Source organism: Ruegeria sp. YTSA135, from assembly GCF_059610165.1.
On record NZ_JBXWNC010000003.1, the window covers coordinates 183,321 to 204,654 of the forward strand.

A 21,334-nucleotide genomic window follows, 5' to 3' on the forward strand; every position below is an offset into this window, starting at 1 on the left:
AAAACCTGAATCCATCCGGCAAATGCGGACACCACACGTGAGGGCAAGATGACCAAAGCACCTGAAACCCAGATCACCCCGAATGACGTTCAGCCTGATTTCGAGCGTAAGCAAAAAATCCGTCAGTGGATCGACGGCAAGATGCGTCGATGGGCCGGGCGCAGCATTGCAGGTGGGCTTGGCTCGACGATTCTGGCGCTACCGGCATTGGCACAGGCCACAATCGAAGAGCTGTATGCATTTCAATTCGCAGAGACCATTCCAGGCGTGCGATCGGTCAAGCTGTTGGACAATGGGGATGTCGTTTTGAAATTGGCGGACGGCCGAAAGATGATCGTTGCGGCCGAAAATGTCCAAGTGCTGGACAGCGGCGCAATCATGATTGCCGAAGGGGCAGTCTCCGAGATTGTGCAGTTGAGCCTTGCCGAAGCCGGCGGTGCCGCTGCCGCTGCTACAGGTGGTGTCAGTGGTGCAACCGTGGCTCTGGGCGGGATTGGTCTTGCTGGTGCCGCAGCGGCAGCAGCTGGTGGCGGTGGTGGAGGGAGCGATGATCCAGTCGCCGCACCGACCTATCCGGTTCTCAACCTTGCAGGCGCGCAAAGCAATACCCTAAGCAGTGCCGGCACGGGCTTTGTTGCGCCAGCAGATACCGACACTATCGAAATCACCATCGGGGCGATCACCAAGACTGTGACACCCGATAGTGAAGGCATGTGGACCATTTCGCTGAGCGCATCCGAAGCCGCCAGCCTGCCGCAAGGCGTTCAGTCCGTGACGGTTCGCAATCTCGACTCCGAAGGCATGGAACTGGCGACCGAGATGTTTACATTCGACGTCGATACAATTCCTCCGACCCTGACCATCACGGGGTTTTCCGATGGGCCGGTGATGAACGCCTCAGAGCAGTCTACCGACCTGGCGGTAACCGGTACAACAGATGCCGAAGACGGACAGAGCGTTACGGTTACGATCAATGGGCAGACCTATTCGGGCACCGTTTCCGGAGGAGCGTGGAGCGTGACCGTTCCCGCCGCCGATCTGGCTGGCCTTCCAGACGGCGCAACCGTTGCTGTCACTGCTGACATCGAGGATCAAGTCGGCAACCCCGCAATGCAGGCCAATGGCAGCTTTGATACAGATTTCACCGCCCCCACCATCTCACTCGACCCGGTTGCGGGCGGGTCCATTGAACTGATCGACGTTAGCAGCGACCTGATCCTTACCGGATCGACCAATGCGGTTGACGGTCAGCCAGTGACGGTTGTCTTCGACGGTCAAAGTTATTCCGCGATAGCGTCTGGCGGTGCTTGGAGCGTAACAATCCCAGCCGCCGATATTGGAGGGTTGTCAACCGGTGTGCCTGCTGCGGTCAGTGTTTCGGTAAGCGATGCGGCCGGCAACATATCAGTCCCTGTTTCAGCCTCGGTGCCGGTGGACCTGACGGGACCGTCCGTCGCGATCTCCCCCCTGTCTGTCGGCGAAGTTCTGAATGCTGTCGAGATTGGATCGGATCTGACCATCTCAGGAACCACCGACAAAGTAGGAGACGGACAGCAAGTTACTGTCACCCTGAACGGTCAAACCTATACCGGCTCAGTCACAAGCGGCAGTTGGAGTGTGGTTGTACCGGCTGCGGACCTAGGGGCGCTTGCGGACGGTGGAAGCTTTTCCATCACCGCGGACGTCTCAGACGCTGACGGGCTAGTGGCACCTCAAGCCAGTGTGCCTCTTTCCAAAGATGCCACCGCTCCGATCCTGTCGATCGACAGTTTCTCAGGGGGTGCCTTTTTGAACGCGACTGAGCAGGGTATCGATCTCACCATCACAGGGTCTACCACTGCAGAAAACGGTCAGACAGTGACCATTTCGACGAACGGTAGCACCTATACAGCCACGGTGTCCGGCGGGGCTTGGTCAGTCGCCGTACCTGCGGCTGACCTGGCTGCTTTGTCCGATGGGGCGACTGTGTCAGTCACAGCAGACGTGTCAGATGCGGCAGGGAATCCTGCCGTTCAGGCCACAGGCGACTTTGACACTGATTTCACCGCACCGTCGATTAGCATCACAAGCGTGCCGGATGGCGCTGTCATGAATGCTGCGCAACAAGGGACAGACCTGATTGTCACTGGTCTTTCCGATACCCCGGATGGCACTGTCATCACATTCGAAATCACGCGACCCGACGGGACAGTTGACGTCAGCGGCACCGCAACAGTTAGCAGCGGCGGCTGGGCCTATACCGCCTCGGCCGCAGATCTGAGCGCTTTGCAGGATGGCGTTGCTTATGAAGTCGCGGCTTCGGTGTCTGATGCAGCAGGTAACAGCGCGGTCGGTACTGCGAGTTTCAGCACGGATTTTTCCGCGCCAACCGTTACGATCGACCCCCTACCCGTTGGATCAGAACTGGACTTAGTCGAGCAAGCAAGTGACCTCGTGATCACGGGAACAACCAGCGCGGAAGACGGGCAAACTGTTACTGTTACTTTGAACGGTCAAAGCTATACCGGAACCGCTTCCGGCGGAGTCTGGTCCACAACTGTGCCATCAGCTGATTTGACCACGCTCTCAGACGGTATAAGCTATCCGATCTCGGCCAACGTGTCTGACCTCGCAGGGAATCCGGCGATACTGGCCGCGACAGCGTTCACCACGGATTTTCGCCCGATCTTGACGATCAACGCTGTTGGAACGAACAATGCGGTTTCGCTGGCCGACGCACAGGCTTCGGGTGTTATGGTTTCCGGTACCTCGCTTGGGCTAAGTGCAGGTCAGATGGTGGATGTTACGCTGAACGGAAATTCGGTCGGCCCCGCGACTGTTGGCGCCGATGGAACCTGGTCTCTGGCGGTCCCGGACACAGAGTTTACCAACATCAATGCTGGCGATGATTTGAACTTCACCGCGAACGCCGCAGTGTCCGGTGGCCCGGATTCGTTGCCTGCGTCAGATCAAAATGCGGCGCATGAATCGGCGGCCTATGTGATTGCGCAGACAGGGATGAGCGGAAACACCCTGACGTTCGCAATCTACGCCGATGCTGACCGTGATATATCGACCGGCTTAGACTTTACGGCTGACCTCGGCTTTGACCCATCCGTTGTGACCTTTAACACCGGATCGGACATAGGCAATGCGTCGTTCGACTTGTTTACATCCAACCCTATTGGTGGCTCGATGATCAGCTTCGGTGCCGCTGCAACAACTTTCACTGACCTCAGTCAGCCTCTGGTGACGTTCGACATGACCGTAGTCGACCCCAGTCAGCCTATTGAGCTGTCGATCACCACCCCCGAAGGCGGGCCATCCGTCCTCCAGATCGGCACAAATGGGGACGATACGTTAGTTGCAACCGCCGTCGACAACGTCATTCGCGGACAAGACGGGGATGATATGATTGACCTCTCGGAAGTCGGGCGCGACCTCGTTGTGTTCGAAGCTGATCCGGCTGCAAACGGTGTTGATACCATCACGGGATTCACAATCGGCGACGCAAGCGATGTGACTGATGGGCTGATGTTTAGTGGGCTGAACGCAGAGGACCTGCGTGGTAACGGAACCGGATTTGAAAGCCTGGCCGATGGAGACGCAGTTGGCGCAGATACCGGATTTGTTGGCCTGACAACGGTCCTAGGCGATCTGTCCGAAAACACAATCGAAACCGCCGTTGAAAACTTCGCTGGAATTCAGGCCGGTGATGAGCTTTTTGTGATGGCTACAGACGGGTCGGACAGTGCCCTGATCAAGGTCGATTACACTACTGCGGATTCTGCGTCGGTTGAAACGATTGCACATTTCAGCGGGCTTGATGCCCTGAATGGTCTAAGTGCGGACAACATCCTTCATACAGACCCCACCGGCGCAACTGCTTAACCATTTTAATCGGCTGCCGCTCAACCTGATCGGCAGCCAATCATTTTTACAGGGAACAACATGGCGCAGAATGGCCACGTTCCAGTTACTTTCACCCGACATGGGCGTATGTACTGGAGACGGTTCACCTCTTACGAATTCGCGGTGGACCGCACTGATTACGCAATTGTCCTTCAAGAAGTCTTGCAGGCAGCGTCGGCTTTTCCAATTTTTTTCAAAAAAGACCAAGCTGGTTTCGAGCCGCACGTTATATTGTCGTTCTTCGCGAACATGCCCACCCCTTTCGTATCCCGAGATGGACGATGGATGGCAGCCTATGTTCCATCAGATTTGCGCTGCTATCCATTTCGGGCTGAACCGGTTGGGCGAGATTCGTCAGATAGTAAATCGATGTTTAGGTTATGTGTAGATGAAGCATCAGGCCTAATCAGCAACGATCCAAACGACGAAACGTTCTTTGACAAGACCGGTGCCTTGTCACCCGCCCTACAAGAAGTACAAGCCTTTTTGGGTGCTCGCGCAGCTGCGCGAGAGGCAACCCAAGCCCTTTGTCAAATGGTGAACAAGCTTGGGCTGTTTGAACCACTTGCTGCATATGACGGGATCGACTTAGCCCCCGGAACGTTTGCAGTGTCGGTACAGCGACTAAGCACTTTGACGCAAGCTGAAAAACTTAGGCTGGTCGATTCTGGCACGTTGCAATTGATCCACGCGCATCAGGTTTCCCTTGCGCATTGCAGGTGGATAGCACAGGCGCAGCAACAACTAAGGCAGGAAAAATCGCAGGAAAAATATACTAAAAATTTACAAACTTCCAGTTTCCTTCACGCCATGGCTAACGCGCCGACTGACGATTTTCTCGGAACTAATGGGGTGTGAAGCACCTATGCTAATAAGCAACCGCAATGCTAGTTTTGCACTCTTTATCGGCTTTGCCACACTGTGTTCGGCGTGCACATCCACGCCAGACCTGACCGGGGTTGAAATGTCACTGTCCCGTGGATCTGTCGGCGTTGGGGCAAGCGTTCCGTCGCCTCAGCTTGCGCAAAGCGCATTTGGGCAGCGTGTTCGGGCCGCTGTTGAGTCGAGTCCCGAATTGGCACAGAGTGCCACGCGACTTGAGGTAGCTGCAGCCAATGAAGACGCCGCCAAAGGCGCTTTCCTGCCGGAATTTTCCGTAGGCGTAAATGCCAGGTCCGAGCGAATCGACACAAACACAGCCGACGTTACTCCGTACCTGCGCATTTCGCAGCTTGTCTATGACGGCGGTGCTGCATCGAATGATCTAGCTGCGGCGAAAGCAGGTGTTCTGCAAAGCCGTGGCGATCAATTGCAAACCGCTGCAGCACTCGCGCTTTCGGCGATCGAAGCGTATGTCGTGGTTCTGGACAGGCGCAAAATCTTGGAAATATCTGCCCGAAATGTCACGGTTCTCGAAGAGTTAGAGCAGCAGATTACGGAGCGGACGGAACAGGGTGTTGGGTCCAGCGCCGATGTTCTGACAGCCCGTTCGCGTATGGCTGACGCGCGGACAAGGCTGGCAGATGCCCAATCGCGTATGGATCGCGCGGATGCCCAGTTTCGTGAGCTTTTTGGCTCCACCCCGACAACGCTACCGCCGCCTGTCGCCGCACCCTCATTGCCCAGAACCGATGCGCAGATTGTCTTAGACAGCCCACAGGTTCGCCGGGCAGACGCAGCGTTGCTATCTGCGAAGGCGGCGCAAGCGGCTGCCCTTGCGCGACGCCAACCTGAGGTTCAGCTGGCAGCCTTTGCCGATATGGACAACACCAGTGATGCAAATTTCGGTGTCGATCTATCGCTCAACTACGAAATCGACAGCACAGGCCAGCGTCGCGCCACGATCGCTGCCGCCGAAGCGCAGGTCAAAGAGGCTGAATTCGCCCGTGACTCGATCATTCGGGGTATCCGTCGCGAACTCGAACTCGTTCGGTCAGATCAACAGGCAGGCGCGGTTCGTTTGCAGACCGCTCGGGTTGCAATTCAAGCTAACGCCGACAGTGTGGCTGCGGTGCGGGCTCAATTCACAATTGGACGGCGCAGCCTAATCGAAATCCTTGATGCCCAAAGAGACTACGTAAACGCGCAGGAAAGATTGATCCTGGCCGAGCAGAGCTTTTTTCTTACCAATTACGCTGCGCTTAGCCTGACGGGCGACATTCTGGATTTGCTGGGCATTTCAACAATCGAATGGCGTGAGGACGGCCCATGACAGAGCCAGAAACCATTTCGCACGGCGCTGAGCTTTCGCCTCTTGAAGCCTGCCTTTTACACGTCGCGGCCCAACTTGACCGCCCGATAACACTTGCAACTTTGTATGCCGCGCAATCTGGACCGACAGGAGAGCTTACCCTTCGCAACGCCATCGAGGTTTCTCAGAGAGCGGGTTTGCAGGCCGGATATGGCAAACGCAAGTTGGGGGATTTTGATGCAAACTTGGCACCTGCGTTATTGGTTTTGGAAGATGAAAAGGCCATTGTCTACCATGGCCGCACAAAAGATGGGCACCTCTTAGTATTTGATCCGGCTCTTGGTGATGGAATCGGCGAAGTTTCGGAAGACAAGCTAAGGCAAATATACACCGGATATGCCATATTGTTTCGTCGCAATCATCAAGAAGACGTGGCAACTGGCGACGCCCCTGTTTCCGGCCACTGGTTCTGGTCGGCAATGGCAGCGAACCGATGGTCCTATACACAGGTGGGTCTTGCCGCAGCGCTTGCCAACTTGCTGGGCCTGTCGACCTCGATCTTCATCATGGTTGTTTATGACCGTGTGTTGCCAAACGAGGCCACCGAGTCCCTTATCGCTCTGACGGTCGGGGTCGGCCTCGCGCTTGGGTTTGATTTCGTTTTGAAACTTTTGCGTGCAGGGTTCATTGATCGCGCCGGACAAAAGGCCGATCTGCTGATGGGACGGCGCGTGTTCGATCAAATTTTGAACATTCGCATGAAATCCCGAACCGGATCCACCGGCGCCATGGCAAGTACCGTTCGTGAGTTCGAAACGCTGCGAGAATTCTTCACTTCGGCAACACTCGTTGCATTAGTTGATCTACCATTCATCGCCCTGTTCGTCTTTGTCATTTACCTGGTTGGCGGACCATTGGCGCTTGTCCCGGCGCTCGCTGTTCCGTTTGTCCTGCTGACCGGTGTCGCAATACAGCCCCTGTTGTCGCGCCTTGCAGAAAAGAGTTTCTCAGACGGCCAATCCAAACAATCCGTCCTTGTAGAGACCGTATCAGGGCTTGAGACTATCAAAACCACCTCAGCCGCCCGGCAAATGAGGACACGCTGGGAAAACGCGATGGAACGCCAGTCTTCTCACGGCATTCGCAGCCGGACGGTGACACAGTTCGCATTGAATTTGACTGGTTTCACCCAACAGGCTGCGCAGGTGCTGATCGTCTTCTTTGGCGTTTTTCTGATAACGGACGGTCAGGCCAGTATGGGGGCATTGGTCGCTTCGGTGATGCTGACGGGGCGCGCCCTGGCCCCATTGGGCCAACTTGCCCAGACGTTGACACGCGTCAATCAGGCGCGAAGTGCCTACCGTAGCCTGAATGAACTGATGCAGGCCGAAAGCGAAAAACCGCCGGGGCGCACCTGGGTCAGTCGGGACGGTTGCGAAGGTCGTATCACCTTCAAGGATGTGCATTTTGCTTACCCGGATCAGCCCCACGACACATTGGCCGGAGTTTCATTCTCGATCGAACCGGGTGAGAAAGTCGCGATCTTGGGACCAATCGGCTCCGGGAAAAGCACTATTGGTCGCCTGTTGCTTGGGCTGTACGAAGCGCGTGCGGGGTCGGTCATGTTGGATGGGGCAGATATACGTCAGATTGATCCCGGCGATTTGCGTAGGAATATCGGATCCGTGCTACAGGATATCTGGTTGTTTTCCGGCACTGTACGCGAAAACATAAAAAGCGGTGCTGTCAGAGCGCGTGATCAGGACCTGATCCATGCAGGTAAGGTGGCAGGGGTTGAAGACTTTCTAGCCGATACACGCAGTGGATATGACCAGAAAATAACAGAGCGGGGTGAAGGCCTTTCAGGGGGGCAGCGACAAGCCATTGCATTGGCCAGGGCGTTAGTCGGGCGTCCTCGGGTTTTGCTACTGGATGAACCGACCAGCGCGATGGACGTAAAAACCGAAGCAAACGTGATCCAACGCCTTAAACAAGCGACGCAAGACACAACAATGGTAATAGTGACACACCGCACCAGCCTGTTGGAACTCGTCGACCGAGTCATTGTAGTCGAGAACGGACGCATTAGCGCTGACGGGCCGAAAAGTATGCTTTCCCAACATGCCCGCAAATCACGGAGGCACCTGAATGTCGCGGCATCCTGACCTTGCCACGCTCGCCCGTGAAATGCGCGGTCGCTCACCCATACGTGGATCCTTGCTTTTGTTGGTTATCACTTCTTGCCTAGGCGCACTGGGACTCTGGGCGCATCTGACCGAGCTGGACGACGTGACCCGCGTTGACGGCCGAATTGTCCCCTCGGCAGACATTCAGGTGATTGAAGCCACTGAACCCGGCGTTCTGCAGTCATTGAAGATACGTGAGGGGCAAGTGGTTGAAAAAGGCACACTGCTGATGGAGTTTGAGACAACCCAAATCGACAGCCAACTGGGCCAGGAACAGCAGCGCGCATTTGGCTTGATGGCGCGCACTCAACGCTTGCAGGCCGAGATTGATGGTACTGACCTTCAGTTTACGGCGGCCCTGGTCCAAGGCGCTCCTGAGGTCGTGCGATCAGAAACCGCACTCTATCAGGGGCGACAAGCCGAGCTGAGAGCAGAAATCGCCATTCTGCAACGTCAACGGCAGCAACGACAACAGGAATACGAAGAAGGCCTTGTGGACCGTGTCACCGCGGACCAAACGCTCAACTTGCTAGCTGAAGAACGCGCTATGATGGAGCCGTTGGTCCAAAAGCGCATGGAGCCAGCCACAACGCTTCTGACCCTTCGCCGTGGTGAGGCCGAATGGGAGGGTCGTCGTACCCGGGCCATCGCCGCAACCAACAGGTTGAAAACCGGGCTTGAGGAAATCGATGATCGCATCCGCGCAACCCGCAGCCGGTTTCGGAGCGCGGCGCTGACTGATCTGGCGCTGGCAACCACGGAACTTGCTGCCTTGCAGCCAGCTTTGCCCGCCCTGCGCGATCGGGCTGAACGGGCGCAGATAAGATCTCCGGTCCGCGGCATCGTTAACCGCATTCATCGCAGCACGATCGGAGGGTTGGCACGCAGCGGTGAGGAGTTACTGGAAATTGTTCCTTTGAACGACACTCTGCTTGTCGAAGCCTATGTGCGACCGGATGACATCGCTTTTCTGCATGCCGGACAATCGGTCAAGGTCAAAATAACCGCCTATGACTTTGCACGTTACGGTGCATTGGACGGTCAGATCACTCGTATCGGCGCCGACACAATCACACGATCCGAGCGCAATGACGAAGAGGTTTTCGTTGTTGAGATTGAGACCAGCAATTCGATGTTGGACGCCGATGGACTGGCCGTAGAAATAATCCCCGGAATGATTGCAGAAGTCGACATCCTGGCAGGCCGGAAAACGGTTATGGAGTATCTGCTTCAACCGGTTGTCAAAATCAAAGACAGGGCCCTGCGTGAATAGAGAAAAGCGGTTGGAACCCATTCTAGCGCGGCAAATGAACGGGGCCTTGTACACCGAACGATTGCTCCCTTAGGAAGCTGGTTGCCTGAACTGTTTGTCGAACAATTGCCGGAACACACTATCATTCTCGATCAGGGTGTCCAGATTGCCTTCTTCGATGACGGCACCCTCCTGAATGACAACGATCTTGTCCGCCTCAAGCACCGTCGACAGCCGATGAGCGATAACAATCGTTGTTACATTCTCGGTCAGCTTTTCCAGCGCCGTTTTCACTAGCGTCTCGGATTCCGCATCAAGGGCACTGGTGGCTTCGTCCAGCAACAGGATTTCGGATTTGCGCAAGATCGCGCGGGCAATGGCGAGCCGCTGTTTTTGCCCACCGGACAAAAATGCCCCGTTTTCGCCAACCTGCGTGTCGTAACCATATTCCATCTTACAGATGAATTCGTGCGCATGGGCCGCACGCGCCGCTTCCACCACTTCGTCGTCTGTCGCATCTGGACGCGCGAACCTCAGGTTCTCCATGATTGAGGCTGAGAACAGGAACGTCTCCTGCCCTACATAGGAAATTTTTTGGCGCAACGACTCAAAAGTTGCGCCTTGCAGATCCTGGCCATCTATTTCGACCGCCCCGCTATCTGGATCGTAAAACCGCATGATCAGGCCGAAGATTGTCGATTTACCGCCACCGGACTGACCGACCAGTGCCGTGGTTTTCCCAGCTTCAAACGTCAGGTTCATATCCGAGATGACGTTGGGTTTTCCCGCATACCCAAAGGTCAGATCCCGAAGGCGGATTTCCCCGGGACCAGGGGCAAGGGGCTTAGCGTCAGGGCTTTCCCGCATCGGCTCTTCTTCGTCCAACAATTCGAACATCATGCCGATAGGAATCAACGTCGTTTCGATGACGACTCGCATTTTTGAAAGACGTTTTGCCGGCTCATACGCCATCAACAGCGCGGTGATAAAGGACATTAACTGACCGGCGGTCGTGGGCTCGCTGCCTGCGAAGCCAATCGTGCTAACCACAAGTATGGCAGCGATCGCGAGACCCGCAAGGAACTCCATCAGCGGGCTGGCGATTGACTGCAGTTTCGCAATCGAATTCGCGCGTTTTTCAACCGAACGGACAGCGGTGTTCATACGTCCCGCCATGTGGTCTTCCAAGGCAAAGACCTTGATGATCGTGATACCACCCGACGTTTCCTGCAGGACCTTGTAGATCTCGGACAGTGACTTCATCTCGGATTTCATAATCGACCGAACTTGTTTGAGCAGGAAACGTACGCTGATCAATGCCACTGGGCCAACGACGAAAAACAGCACCGAAAGCAGCGGCTGCTGATAGATCATCACAAAAACCAAGCCGATCAATGTCAGCAAATCGCGCACAAAGCTAGTTACGATGACATTAACCAAACGCCGGGCCGCCTGTGCACCCTGTGTGACGCGCATCAAAAGGCTGGACGACTCGTTCCTTGAGAAAAAGCCGACACCGCGTTTGATCAATTTCGCATATAAACGTTCCTGCTGAACGGCAATTATGCGGTTGCCTGCCCGCGCCAGAAAAATAGCCTGAACATAGGACGCGGCGGCCTTGCCAAAAAACAGGGCAAGCACAGCTGCTGCAATTAGAAAGACCTGAGCCCGCATCTCGGGTTCGGTCATCGCGTTGACGATGTTTTCCATCATCCACGCGGTGCCAGCCGTGGTCGCGGCGACCACGACCATGGCAATCATCGCGATTCCGTATAGCCAACCCTGGCTTCGGAAACTCTCGCCCAACAGACGACCAATATGGCCCGACTGCCATTTGGCCCAGGTCTTTTTGATCATTTCGTTCTCCAAAACCTTATGAACGCTCTTTTCCGAAGCACAGTAATGGCCTTATTTCTTTACCAACCCACGACGGCTGGACAAGTTGCTGCTTGTTACGCCCGACCGCTGCAAGAATCCATAGCCCGCGCCCAGATTGTCTACGCGCTGTGACTCGGTAAACATCAGGTATGAGCGACTTTATCCCGTTTAATACTAAAATACTGTCTTTTAACATAAAACTCACCTCATCGGCTTTTATGTTTAGCTGTTCCACGGGAGTTTATAGGCGCTTTATCGCCATTCGACATCACCCAGGAATATATACCCGGCCCCGTAGATTGTCTTGATCAGGCGTGGGTTTTTGGGATTCTCCCCCAGCTTGGTCCGCAACCGAGAGATGCGAACATCCATCGCGCGATCAAAGCTGTCTCCAGCTGCACCGCCAAGGGCTTCTTGCATCTGTGCCCGGCTGATCAGACGTTTGGGGCTGTCTAAAAACAGGCGCAGAACTTCGCCCTCGGCATGACTAAACGGTGTTTCTTTGCCGCAACCATCGATCAGAACATATCGGTCAAAATGCGCAGTCCAGCCATTGAAACCGGCCACGTTCGACTGAGAGTTCTGTATTCTGGGGGATCGCAACCTGGCACGGATGCGGGCCACGACCTCAGCCGGGTCAAACGGCTTGGTGATATAGTCATCTGCCCCAAGCTCCAGCCCTGTCACGCGGTCTTGCACCTGCGCCCGGCCAGAGATGATAATCACAGCTGCCCCCCGCTCTAACGCCAGTCGATGCACAAGCGCCAGCCCGTCCGTATCGGGCAAAGACAGATCAACCAGACACACATCCGGCGTCACACGTTTCAGCGCAGCCTCAAACTCCCTTGCCCGCGCAAAGCTTTGGGTACGAAATCCTGCCTCTTCCAAAGCATCGGTCAGAACGCGACGAATTTCTGGTTCGTCATCGACAATTGTGATCAACGGTTGCGTCATGAGGGGGCCTCGGTACGGATTAGTGCAGACAGTTGCGCACGGGTGAACGGTTTACTCAGGACCGGGGCCAGAGTCAGCGCCTGCTGGTGCAACGGGTCAGAAAACGGCAAAGACGTCATTAAAATACACTGCAAACCCGGTTTAAGCTGTGCCAGCAACTCAAGGCCGGTTCCCTGCCCTTCCAGCCGAATGTCCGACAACACCAAGGCGATATCCTGTATATCGGCTGTCAGGGCCAGCGCTTCGTCGACGGATGTGGCCTCGATCACGGAAAACCCCAACTCCACAAGCATGTCACGGAACTGCCCGCGCAGATCGTCATTATCTTCGACCAGCAGAACCAACCCGTCCTGAATTGGCGGAGCAGGGCGATAAGGCAAACGCATTGATACCATCGCACCCGAAGGCGTGTTACGCAGGCTCAAATCGCCGCCCGCCAGTTTTACAGTGTCGTACACCATCGGCAGACCTAGCCCCGAGCCCTTGCTGCCCTTGGTCGTAAAGAATGGGTTCAGCGCTTTTTCCAACCCTTCCTTTGAAAATCCCGGCCCCGTGTCCGAGACCGAGATTTCGATCCAGATGTCACCAATCTTATGCGAACTGATTGTGACTTGTCCGAACCCGCCACATGCATCGCGTGCATTCAGAACAAGGTTCAACAGCGCGTCCTGAACCATGCCCGGATCCAACAGCAGCGCCTCGTCCGGCAGGGTGTTTACCATCGATAGGCCGACACCGCGCGGCAAAGAAGGTGAGGCGAGAACACGCAAATCTTCCAACAAGCTGCGCATATCGGTTGCTTTGGGCTGAAACGTTCGGTTTCCGGTCATATCCGCGATCCGGTTTAGCAATTGTCCACCCCGTCGGGCGGTTTTTTGGGTCGCGGCCACCAGTTCATGCGCCTCTGTGGGAAGATCCATTTTTTCCAGTCGGGACTGCATGCCCAAAATGATAGTCAGAAGGTTCGAGAAATCATGCGCCAAACCGCTGGTCATTTGCGCCGCCATTGCCCGGCGTCGTGTCTGTTGCAGGGCCACACGTGCTTGCGTTTCCTCGGTGATGTCGACCGACATGACATAAACGCCGCCCTCTTCATCCGGAGAAAACGAAACGCGGATACGGCGCGAATCCTGATCCTCGGTAAACTCAAACACTGACGTTTCGCCGCCATAGGCTTTTTGCAAGTGGGGTTCGACGCGGGCAAAAGCCGAAGCGCCCAGTGCTTCCGAGATATGCATGCCCAGGATTTCGGACGGGCGGCCCGGCATGACCGAGCTGAGACGGCGGTTGGAATGATCATACCGCCCGTCGGAATTTAGATGCGCGATATGGGCCGGCATCATTTCGGTCGTCATACGGGTCCGGGCTTCGATCTCGATCAGTTGGCGTTTTGCTTCCTCGAGGGCTGTGTTTGTTGCGGCAAGCTTCCGGTTGGCGGCAGCAAGTTCCTCGGCCCGGACAAGCAATTGGCCTGACAGCACCTCGGAACGCGCGCGCAGCAGTGCCTCGGCCTTTTTGGTGCTTGTAATATCGGTGTAAACGGACACCCATCCACCTTTGGGTAGCGGCGCACCTTCGACTGAGATCACGCAGCCATTTGCCCGGACACGCTCCAAGTAATGCGGCTCAAAGGTCAGCGCCTGTTGAACGCGCTGATTGACGGCTTCTTCTATGTTGATATCCGTGCCGTACTCACCCTGTGACGCAAGATAGCGGATCGTTTCGGCGAACAACGCTCCGGGCTGAACCAGTTCATCCGGCAGATCAAACATATCCTGAAAGCGGCGATTACTAACCACCAGGCGCAGCTGACTGTCATAGATCGACAGCGCCTGTCCGATCAGGTTCAAGCCCGCGCTTGTCATAGACTTTATCTGTTGATCTGTAATGTCCAACTTCGCCCTCCCGACAAGTTATGCGTAGCATTGGATTAATCGAGGGTGTAGGGGGCAAGAACACCGCAGGTTGCGTTAGTAACGCGGTTTGGATTTTGCGCCGTCCGGCGTTAGCGAATGCAGCGACAACGTGTGATCCATATTGCGCATCCGATGTCGCAGCATCTGCCGCCCTAAACGCGCCAAGTCCGCGGCATAGGCCGGGTCGTCCGCAACATTCTGCAATTCTCCTTCGCCCTCATGATCGAACAACAGTGGCGGTAGGTCAGCGGCGAACTCGACCAGCGTAAAGCGCTCGTTGCGCAGAATGCCCAGGCACGACTCGCTGAAGCCTGTTCCCAGCTTTTGTTGCCACACCGATGGGGCTTCAGGATCGGCGAAATCCAATTCGCTGAAAGTATAGCCGCGCCAGTCTTCAAGTTCCTCGCCTTGTAACAAGGGCATCAATGACCGCCCGTCCATTGCGTTCGGGGCAGGTTGACCGACCCATTCCAGAATAGTCGGAGTGATGTCGATCGACTCGGTCGGTGCAGTTACCACCGATCCTGACAGCGCTTCGTTACCTGGCAGCCGGATGATCAAAGGCGTATGATAGGCCGCGTCATAAACGGTCATTTTGCCCCAGCTGTGGCGATCACCCAGCATCTCTCCGTGATCTGACGTGACCACCAGCAGCGTGTCGTCGTATTGACCGCTTTCTTTGAGGAACTGGATGATGCGCCCGATATGGTGATCCACTTCGGTCGCGAGCCCCAGATAAACGGATCGCAGAATCTGGATATTCTCAACATTGGGATCAACGCTTTCGAAACCCAGGACGACATCCGCAGCCGTTTGCTTGTCTATTGCCGGACCAAAGAAGGGATGCATGGCCAGTTCCTTGGCCTTATCAGGAAACCCGGCCGGTTCAGGCAGCGCGGCTGGATCGTACATATCGTTATAAGGCGCGGGCGCGACAAGCGGCGGGTGTGGCCGGATATAGGTTAGATGAGCGAACCAGTTCTGGTCTTTGTAGGCCGCAATACTGCTGAGAAACGCGTCCGTCAAAAACGCCGTGTCGCTGTCTTCGGCCCGATAAAGGGCCGGGTCGTTCAGGCGCGGCGTACCACCGTTGGGGGCGGTCGGTTTGTGCACATCCCAATAGGTGTCAAAGCGGTAGCCCCGCCTCATCAGATGCGATCGCCAGGGATAGGATTCCTCTAACCGCATTTCGAGAAATTCATCGAATCCTGCCATGGGGTTTTCATAAGATTTCAGAACCGGATCGTTCGGATCATGCACGCGGGGATCGGCAGAGGTGTCGGTATAACCGAACAGCATGGGCAGGTAGCCGGCCTTGCGCATTTCAGTTGCAAGATTGGGCGTGTCGTGCCGCAGTGGCGTGCCATTGCGGACGGACCGGTGGTTCATCGCGTACTGCCCGGTCAGGATTGAGGCCCGCGACGGCCCGCAGGGATTGGTGACGGAATAGTGGCGGTCAAAACTGACGGCTTCGCCCCGAAGCGCGCGCAGGTTTGGCAGATCGACATGGGCCGCCAACGCACCGTGCAGGCAATCCGCCCTCAACTGATCAATGATAATGAACAGAATATTTCCCGGTTTCTGCATTCTGCCAACTCTGATTCTAACACTGTGCTCCTGCCGCAAACCCTGTCTTGGTTCTCTGGTCTCCACAAGCGCTTCGGTGTGCTGAGTTTTGGGTGACCCTAAACTCTGCGCCCTTCGGAAAACAGCTCGGTCGAAATGGGTGTTTAAACAGGCACGGGCCGGGCACAAATTGTTACACCACTGCCTATGCGCGGCGACGAATCCTCAAACATTCTAAAAATGCGTTGCAGCAAGGCGCTGTTTCACATCACATACACCCATGACGCAACCCATGATACATTCGGACAGTGACGCAGATGGCGTCTGCCTGCGTATTTCGGGTGAGATGCTGACCCAATCGCTGGACACCGTCGAACAGGCTTTTGCCGCAGTTCAGCCGCAAGGGGGCAACATTACGTTTGATCTGTCCAAGGTCGAGGCGTTGGATACTGGCGGCGCGTGGTTGATTGCCGATCTGGCGCGTCGCTCGCGGAAACTTGGCGCTGAGATCCGGTTTGAAGGGTTAAGCCCTGCACAATCCGCCCTGCTTGACACGGTGGCCGAGAATATTCCGGACGAACCGGGTACCGAGGTCCAACCCCGCAGCTTTGTCGATTGGGTAGCTGCCGTCGGTGAACGCACAGCCGGAGCATGGAAGGACACCATGTCCATGCTGGGCTTTTTGGGTCTGACATTGCACCGGTTGACCCGTACGATCGTTATGCCATGGCGACTGCGTCAGGCGGCATTGGTGTCGCAGATGGAAGAGGTCGGATTAAAAGCCATCCCCATCGTTGCCCTGATGGGGTTTCTGATCGGCGTTGTGCTGGCGTTTCAGGGCGCGACCCAGCTAAAACAGTTCGGAGCCGAGATTTTTGTGGTTGAGCTGATCTCGATCTCGGTCTTACGCGAACTGGGTATCCTGCTGACCGCCATTATTGTCGCGGGCCGCTCTGGGTCTGCATTCACCGCATCCATCGGCTCGATGAAAGTGCAGGAAGAGATTGACGCCATGCGCACGCTGGGTCTGGACCCAATCGAAGTGCTGGTGATCCCGCGAGTTGTGGCCTTGCTGATCATGCTGCCGATCCTTGGATTTATTGCTGATATGGCCGCCCTGATCGGTGGAGGCTTGATGAGTTGGATCGACCTTGACATCAGCCCAGGCATGTTTGTGACCCGTTTGAAGGAAGGCACGGGCATCTGGCATTTCGCCATCGGCATGATCAAGGCACCGTTCTTCGCTGTCGTCATCGGTGTAATTGCTTGCTGGCAGGCGATGCAGGTCAAAGGTTCGGCTCAGAGCGTTGGTCAAAGAACGACGGCATCTGTGGTTCAATCAATCTTTATGGTCATCGCCTTGGATGCCCTGTTCTCGATCTTTTTCGCGACGTTGGATATCTGACATGGACGGGACCGTGCTGCAGCAGACTTCGGGCACCGATACTCAGCGCGAGGCAGTGATCCGTGTGCGCAACCTGACCAACCAGTTCGGGTCGCAGGTTGTTCACCAGAACCTGAACTTGGATGTCTGGCGGGGCGAGGTGCTGGGCATCGTGGGCGGTTCGGGCACAGGCAAGTCGGTTTTATTGCGCACGATTGTCGGGCTTAACAAACCCGCCGCTGGCAGTATCGAAGTGCTGGGTGTCGACGCACTGAACGGCCCCGAACAAGAACGGCGCAGGATAGAAAAACGCTGGGGTGTGGCGTTTCAGGACGGGGCGCTGTTTTCCTCTCTGACCGTATTGCAGAACGTCATGGCCCCGTTACGCGAACATACCGGGCTGAGCGAAAAGCTGATGCAGGCTTTGGGGAGCCTGAAGATCAGCCTGGTGGGGTTACCGCAACTCAGCTGCGAGAAATTTCCATCAGAACTGTCCGGTGGCATGCGCAAGCGTGCTGCTCTGGCGCGCGCCCTGGCGCTGGATCCCGAAATCGTATTTCTGGACGAACCCACCGCCGGATTGGACCCCATTGGAGCCGCTGCTTATGACGAGCTGATCGGTGAATTGCAGCACGCATTGGGATTGACGGTTTTCATGGTGACGCATGATCTGGACAGCCTGTATGCCATTTGCAACCGCGTTGCCGTACTAGCAGAAAAACGCGTGCTGGTTGAGGGGCGGATTGAAGAAATGACCAAAGTCGACCATCCTTGGGTGCAAGAGTATTTCACCGGCCCCCGGGCGCGCGCAGCGCAAGAGAAGGGGCACGATAGGTAGAGATCATGGAAACCCGAGCGAATTACATCCTGATCGGCGCTTTCACCCTTGCGGGTATCCTCGGGGCATTCGGATTTTTCCTATGGCTCGCAAAGTTCGAGGTCTCGCGACAATACGCTTATTATGACGTTTTGTTTGACAACGTTTCGGGACTTTCAGCAGCAGGCGGCGTAAGTTTTAATGGCCTGCCGGTTGGGCAAGTCATTTCGTTGACCCTCGACGATGACGACCCATCCAAAGTGCGGGTCAGGCTTGAGATTGACGCGGAAATCCCGGTGACCGAGGACACGATTGCACAGCTGCAATCCCTGGGTGTGACCGGCGTCAGTTATGTGGAATTGACCGGCGGGTCCGCCACTGGTGAACGGCTGCCCCAGAACAGTGTCATCCAAAGCAGACGCAGCGCCATCCAGTCGCTGTTCGAAGGCGCACCCAAGGTGCTGGATGAGGCTGTAACCTTGTTGGAAAACCTGAATGCCGTCGTCGACGAAGAAAACCGCCAGAGGGTCAATAACATTCTGGACAATCTCGGCGCAGCCTCGGGGCGGTTGGACAGGACACTTTCTGATTTTGAGAGCCTATCCGGGGATCTAAGCGGCGCTGCCAAGAAGATCGGGGATTTCACCGATGGGTTGGATAATCTGGTACAGACCGCTGAAACAACACTAAACACAGGCAACGACACACTGGAAAGCGTCAAAGCAGCGTCTGACTCTGCCACTGCGGCTTTGGACAGTGCAAAAACTGTGATTGAAAGCGCGGGTGAGGTGATACAAGACGATGTAAAACCGTTCATCGACCGGGCCTCAACCCTGGCTGAAGACCTGAACGTGCTGACGGATGAGGCCGAGATGTCGCTGGACGTCATTACCGAGACATTCGAGAATGCAAACAGCACCCTTGGTTCGATAACGGTTGCGATGGACTCGACGAAAGGCACGCTCAGCGCCGCCGAGCGCGCCTTTGACTCGGCCAACAGGATTCTTGATGAAGATGTCGGTGTCGTGATGGACGATATCCGAACAGCGGCCAACGAGGTTTCTGCGACCGTGAAGAATGTCACCGAACGGCTGGATGACATCTCGGCCGATGTACTCAGCGCCTCACAATCAGCCTCAGAACTGTTGGGAACGATAGATGCCATAGTGCAGGACAATCGACGCCAGCTATCGACTTTTTTGCGAGTCGGCCTGCCGCAATTCACCCGCTTTATCGAAGAGTCGCAACGGCTGGTCATTAATATGGATCGCCTGGTCGACAGAGTTGAACGTGATCCCGCGCGTTTCCTTCTGGGCACACAAGCATCGGAGTTTGGCCAATGATAAGGCATTTTCTTGTGGTCCTTGCCCTTGTGTCGCTTGGGGGATGCGCAGGTCTGGGAACACTGCGGCAGGCGTCCAAGCCGAACGACCTGTATCTTCTGACGCCCAAAAGCACATTTTCTTCGGCTTTGCCGCGTGTTCAAAAGCAGATCGTGGTACAGGAACCGACGGCGACGGCTGCGGTCAACACGGATCAGATCGCAATCCAGCCGACGCCGTTTCAGGTGCAATACCTGCCGCGCGCCCGCTGGGTGGATCGCGCGCCGCTGATCGTTCAGGCGTTGCTGGTCGAAAGTTATGAAAACAGTGGCAAGGTGGCGGCCGTGGGCCGGTCAACGGTCGGTTTGCGCCCCGACTACGTCATCGCGCCTGATATTCGGGAATTCCAGGGGCTGGTGGTTAATGAGACCGAAGGCACCAAGACCATTCGGGTCGAAGTTCGCATCAATATCAAGATCATTGACGAGTTTGACGACAAGATCATCGCATCCAACTCGTTCCGCGAGTATGTGGTTTCGGCCAGCGACCAAACCCCGGATCTGGTCAAGGCGTTTGACGACGCTCTGGGTAGAACCATGCGGGATGCCGTCGAATGGAGCGTGCGCAGGATCAGCGCCCATGCCGCCAACAACCCTCGGCAAAGCTGAAGCCACCAGCGCCCACCATCTTGCCAAGAGGCCTTTGCGTCCGCAGCGTGAAACGCACATCATGAACCAGACGGAACTTATGTTGCAGTCGGATACTGAGCCGGCACCCCGGCTCAGATTCCAAGTGTTTTGAGAGGCCTCAAGGCATCATGTGGTTGGCCGCTAGGCTGCGTTTGTGAATTCCCTGACGAACTGTGGATAGTCGGTATAACCCGTCGACCCGCCCTTGTAGAAAGTCGACTTATCAACCTTGTTGAGCGGCAACCCCTCCTTAAAGCGGCGTACCAAGTCCGGGTTTGAAAGGAACGCGGCTCCGAACGAGATCAGGTCGGCGTGACCGCTCTGAATGGCCTTTTCCGCGCGTTCTTTGGTGTAGCCATTGTTGGCAATATAGGGGCCAGAGAAAAGCTTACGCAGTTTGCCGTAATCAATAGTCCTGGATGCGCCAGCAACATGCCCACCAAAATCCATGCTGGTTTCCAGTACGTGAAGATAACCCAGACCTCTTCCAGAGAGGACGGCGACAATTTCCTCGAAATGCCGTTGCGGATCAGAATCCGACATGCTGTTGAAGGTGTTTTCCGGCGATAGCCGCACACCGATCCGACCTACCGGTAAGACGTCAGTCACAGCATCAAGAACTTCGTTCAAAAAACGCATCCTGTTTTCGATGCTTCCCCCATAGGCATCTTCGCGTTTGTTCGTGCCATCGCGCAGGAATTGATCAATCAAATAGCCGTTTCCGGCATGAACCTCGACTCCATCGAAGCCAGCCGCCAAGCAATTCTCGGCTGCTTGCCGATACTGCGCGATAACATCCTTTATTTCCCCGACTTCCAAAGCCCGTGGTGTTTCAAAAGGTTGATATCCCGTCGCGGTAAACGCAACGCCATCCGGCAAGACGGCAGATGGTGCGACGGGCACGCAGCCGTTGGGTTGGTGACTATTGTGCGAAATCCGGCCGCAATGCTGCAGCTGCGCAAAAATTCGGCCGCCTTGCGCATGGACTGCATTCACGACGCGCAACCATCCTGCGGTTTGCTCGGGCGTGTACAGGCCGGGTGTGCATGGGTATCCAACCCCTTGGTGCGATACGGGTGCAGACTCTGTGATGATCAAACCGGCTGATGCGCGCTGCCGATAGTGCTCGATCATAAGGGGGGTGGGGACGCCCTCGGGGGTTGCGCGGCTACGCGACAACGGTGCCATTACCATTCGATTGCGAAGTTTCAGATCGCCGATTTGGGTGGGTGAGAACAAGTTGGGTGTCATAGTCATCTTTCTTAGGTCATTTGTCCTATTTTTTTAA

Annotated in this window: 14 protein-coding genes; 9 read left to right on the forward strand and 5 right to left on the reverse strand. The window is 55.8% G+C overall.

Annotated elements, in window-relative coordinates:
• Nucleotides 1-48 precede the first annotated feature (48 nt).
• Genes AC2FIT_RS05650 through AC2FIT_RS05670 form a run of 5 tightly spaced genes read left to right on the forward strand, consistent with a single transcriptional unit; the run spans nucleotide 49 to nucleotide 9,541 of the window.
• Nucleotides 49-3,870, forward strand: a complete 3,822-nt coding sequence (locus AC2FIT_RS05650; protein ID WP_496827476.1) for an adhesin — start codon at nucleotides 49-51, stop codon at nucleotides 3,868-3,870.
• A 60-nt stretch (nucleotides 3,871-3,930) separates the two neighbouring features.
• On the forward strand, nucleotides 3,931-4,749 hold the full coding sequence (locus tag AC2FIT_RS05655; protein WP_496827478.1) for a SapC family protein: 819 nt from the start codon (nucleotides 3,931-3,933) through the stop codon (nucleotides 4,747-4,749).
• 7 nt (nucleotides 4,750-4,756) lie between these two features.
• Nucleotides 4,757-6,103 (forward strand): TolC family protein, encoded by a 1,347-nt coding sequence (locus tag AC2FIT_RS05660; RefSeq protein ID WP_496827480.1) that lies wholly within the window; start codon nucleotides 4,757-4,759, stop codon nucleotides 6,101-6,103.
• Nucleotides 6,100-8,247, forward strand: a complete 2,148-nt coding sequence (locus AC2FIT_RS05665) for a type I secretion system permease/ATPase (protein ID WP_496827482.1) — start codon at nucleotides 6,100-6,102, stop codon at nucleotides 8,245-8,247. The genes AC2FIT_RS05660 and AC2FIT_RS05665 overlap by 4 nt, the downstream gene beginning before the upstream one ends.
• Nucleotides 8,231-9,541, forward strand: coding sequence for an HlyD family type I secretion periplasmic adaptor subunit (locus AC2FIT_RS05670; protein ID WP_496827484.1), 1,311 nt, complete (start codon nucleotides 8,231-8,233; stop codon nucleotides 9,539-9,541). Before AC2FIT_RS05665 ends, AC2FIT_RS05670 begins: the two co-directional genes overlap by 17 nt.
• Nucleotides 9,542-9,610: 69 nt before the next feature.
• Here the strand turns inward: AC2FIT_RS05670 and AC2FIT_RS05675 are convergent, their stop codons facing one another.
• The 4 genes from AC2FIT_RS05675 to AC2FIT_RS05690 all read right to left on the reverse strand — a co-directional run bounded on the left by AC2FIT_RS05675 (nucleotide 9,611) and on the right by AC2FIT_RS05690 (nucleotide 15,855).
• Entirely contained in the window at nucleotides 9,611-11,377 is a 1,767-nt protein-coding gene (locus AC2FIT_RS05675; protein WP_496827486.1) for an ABC transporter ATP-binding protein, read from the reverse strand.
• Between the two features lie 273 nt (nucleotides 11,378-11,650).
• A complete protein-coding gene (locus AC2FIT_RS05680) occupies nucleotides 11,651-12,352 on the reverse strand; it encodes a response regulator transcription factor (protein ID WP_496827488.1) in 702 nt (233 codons plus the stop codon).
• Entirely contained in the window at nucleotides 12,349-14,247 is a 1,899-nt protein-coding gene (locus AC2FIT_RS05685) for a PAS-domain containing protein (RefSeq protein WP_496827489.1), read from the reverse strand. Before AC2FIT_RS05685 ends, AC2FIT_RS05680 begins: the two co-directional genes overlap by 4 nt.
• A gap of 75 nt (nucleotides 14,248-14,322) precedes the next feature.
• On the reverse strand, nucleotides 14,323-15,855 hold the full coding sequence (locus tag AC2FIT_RS05690) for an alkaline phosphatase family protein (RefSeq protein WP_496827490.1): 1,533 nt from the start codon (nucleotides 15,853-15,855) through the stop codon (nucleotides 14,323-14,325).
• Nucleotides 15,856-16,114: 259 nt separating this feature from the next.
• Between AC2FIT_RS05690 and AC2FIT_RS05695 the strand changes: the two genes are divergently transcribed.
• Genes AC2FIT_RS05695 through AC2FIT_RS05710 form a run of 4 tightly spaced genes read left to right on the forward strand, consistent with a single transcriptional unit; the run spans nucleotide 16,115 to nucleotide 20,025 of the window.
• Complete coding sequence (locus AC2FIT_RS05695; RefSeq protein ID WP_496827492.1) at nucleotides 16,115-17,239, forward strand: MlaE family lipid ABC transporter permease subunit; 1,125 nt, start codon at nucleotides 16,115-16,117, stop codon at nucleotides 17,237-17,239.
• A 1-nt stretch (nucleotide 17,240) separates the two neighbouring features.
• Nucleotides 17,241-18,056, forward strand: coding sequence for an ABC transporter ATP-binding protein (locus tag AC2FIT_RS05700; RefSeq protein ID WP_496827494.1), 816 nt, complete (start codon nucleotides 17,241-17,243; stop codon nucleotides 18,054-18,056).
• 5 nt (nucleotides 18,057-18,061) lie between these two features.
• Nucleotides 18,062-19,378, forward strand: coding sequence for an MlaD family protein (locus tag AC2FIT_RS05705; protein ID WP_496827496.1), 1,317 nt, complete (start codon nucleotides 18,062-18,064; stop codon nucleotides 19,376-19,378).
• Nucleotides 19,375-20,025 carry an ABC-type transport auxiliary lipoprotein family protein gene (locus tag AC2FIT_RS05710; RefSeq protein ID WP_068333074.1) on the forward strand — a complete coding sequence of 217 codons (651 nt, stop codon included), beginning with the start codon at nucleotides 19,375-19,377 and terminating at the stop codon, nucleotides 20,023-20,025. Before AC2FIT_RS05705 ends, AC2FIT_RS05710 begins: the two co-directional genes overlap by 4 nt.
• A gap of 162 nt (nucleotides 20,026-20,187) precedes the next feature.
• Here the strand turns inward: AC2FIT_RS05710 and AC2FIT_RS05715 are convergent, their stop codons facing one another.
• Nucleotides 20,188-21,297, reverse strand: coding sequence for an alkene reductase (locus AC2FIT_RS05715; protein WP_496827498.1), 1,110 nt, complete (start codon nucleotides 21,295-21,297; stop codon nucleotides 20,188-20,190).
• Between the last annotated feature and the right edge of the window lie 37 nt (nucleotides 21,298-21,334).